Annotated in this window: 2 protein-coding genes; both read left to right on the top strand. The window is 60.8% G+C overall.

What is annotated here, in order from left to right; all coding sequences use genetic code 11:
- The first annotated feature begins 255 nt into the window (after positions 1-255).
- The gene (locus tag ACFVYN_RS41255) at positions 256-648 is read left to right on the top strand and encodes a hypothetical protein (protein ID WP_390008053.1); all 393 of its coding nucleotides are present in this window, start codon (positions 256-258) and stop codon (positions 646-648) included.
- Between the two features lie 64 nt (positions 649-712).
- Positions 713-1,960, top strand: a complete 1,248-nt coding sequence (locus ACFVYN_RS41250; RefSeq protein WP_390008051.1) for a VanZ family protein — start codon at positions 713-715, stop codon at positions 1,958-1,960.
- Positions 1,961-2,240 lie beyond the last annotated feature (280 nt).

Below are 2,240 nucleotides of genomic sequence, written 5' to 3'. Positions count from 1 at the left end.
TCGCCGCCATCGCCTGCACCCTCATTTGCTACCGCCGACTCGCCAAATGAGACGACGTCTTAAGCGCCCGGAGAACCGTTCAAGAACGGTGCGCGCACTGAGCGACGGCAGTAGCAGGCAACGATCAAGCCGTTCATGATCGACTTCACGCCAAGTGTCGATCGTGGCCTGTCCTCGTCAAACTCTGCCGGGCTAGCCTTCTCAAGTTGTTGAGGTTGCAACTAACGCTTACCTCACTTACCACAGGGGGACACCATGCTGAAGAAGACGCTGGCCGTCGTGGCCATGACGGGCGCACTTGTGCTCACGGGGACGAACGCGTTTGCCTTCGGATCCAAGAGCACTCAGCTGTCAAACGGGGTTTTGACCATCAATGGAGACGACGGGTGCCTCGTAAGCGGCAACTGCGCCTTGTACTACTCCTCCACTTCATACAAGAAAACTGGTGGCAGCACGGTCACGATCCAGCTCGCGATGACCACGGGAGCGTCTCTGTTCCTGGACACTCAGAAGACGATCTCTGCGGGTCAGACGCTGTCGCACAGCTGGGGCGGTAAGAAGAAGTCCGAGGTTCCGGACTGCTCCATCGCCGGGTACATGAAGGCCAGCACCGGTAATTACTACACCCCCAACCTCAGCGTCTGCTAATCCGATTCCACGGTAGCCGGGGCGTCTCAACGACGCCCCGGTTTCGTGCACCTAAGGCCATCTCGTGATCGAAGCATCCATCAAGGCCGTACCGGGTCTTATCGTTATCTTCCTGATCCTCGCCGCCCTTGTCGGGGCGCCAACGGCACTCATCGCCAAGGCCAGAAACAAACCGTGGCCTCTAGGGACCGCGCTGGCTACCTACGTAGTTGGCATCGTGAGCGTGACCCTTCTGCCAGGCGACGCGGGCTTGGAGGCCGGGCAGTGCGACACAGGTGTGCCTGAACACCTGTTTACGTCGACGAGTTCCCTGCTGAACATCGCTCTCTTCGCACCTGGCGCGTTTCTGGCCGTGCTGCTCTTCAAGCGGCCAGTGACAGTCGCAGCGGCGTTCGGATGCCTGAGCGGAGCGGTCGAACTCATCCAGTCCGTCGCGAACCTGGGCCGATCGTGCAGCGTGACGGACTTCGCAGCGAATACAACGGGCGCCGTGGTGGGATCGCTGGCAGGGGCCCTCTGGCTGCGCCAGCGGCAGCAGCCGCGCAGCAAGCCTGTGCGTGATCTGCTCTGGGGGACGTCGCTTGCCTTGGTCGGCACCATAGCTGTGGGCGGCGTCTTCCACTCTCGTATCGATTCGGTCGACGTCGTTGCGATGGACGACCAGAAGAAAAACCTCGCAGAGTCCGCAGTTCAAGCCGATGAGTGGATCAATACAGCAGCCAAGGGCATCTACGGCAGCGACACTCAGGTTCGCGAGACGGCCACCGAGAGGCGGGGAAGCCGCCTGAAGATCACTGCTCAAACGAACCGGGGGAGCATCGCAGGTTGGTGGCCGGAAAAAGAACTGGAGAGCGCCTGGTCATCCAACAACCGTGGCGATGAAGGAACCTTCAGCAAGCAACAAGTCGCGACGGTCACGGATAAGTTTGCCCGTAAGTGGTTCCCGAAGAACGTAGCGGGGAGCAAGCAGTTGATCCGCTCCATCGGGGACGGGCCAACACGTGCATACGTGGTGTCTTACCGACGGCACGCCGACGGGGTTCTGCTGCCGATGCGTCTCGACCTCACCGTCACAACGACGGGGCGGGTCATTGGTTTTACGGCCAAGGCTGTCAAGGACCCGCACCTCCCATCAGTCACCATCGATGAAGCCGAGGCCCGAAGAATCGCCGCACAGGCGACTGGCCTGCCGACCGAATCCACGTTGCTTCTCGCCCAACAGATCAAGGGCAAATGGCGACCACTGTGGCTAGTAGGCAGCGGAAAACGGGACGTAGCGATCGATGCCGCGACCGGTGAACTGCTGAGTTGAACTCATGATGTCGTCGAATGGTCTGGCCGGTTCCGGCGAGGCATCCGTCGATGCGTGGGGCGGTACTGGATCTTCCTCATGTTGTGCAGGATGGCCTGGATGAACCGGGAACTCCTGGTGGGCCAGGAGCACCCCGAGAACGGTGACCACAGCGGCGACATGCACGTCCCTGTGGGTGTCAACCGGCGACCGCCGTGGCCTAGTTCCCACCAGCAGCTTCCACTCAGAGGACATCTCATTTGGTGTGTTCGATAGTCTGCGGTCGTGGACATCGTGGAGC

This window comes from Streptomyces sp. NPDC058307 (assembly GCF_042880295.1).
GTDB lineage: Bacteria > Actinomycetota > Actinomycetes > Streptomycetales > Streptomycetaceae > Streptomyces.
Note: the sequence above shows the minus strand (reverse complement) of the source record. Positions and strands in the feature narration are given on the sequence as shown.

Bases quoted from the DNA above. Each gene is read 5' to 3' on its own strand.
- ACFVYN_RS41255 (WP_390008053.1), top strand. From the start codon at position 256: ATGCTGAAGAAGACGCTGGCCGTCGTGGCCATGACGGGCGCACTTGTG.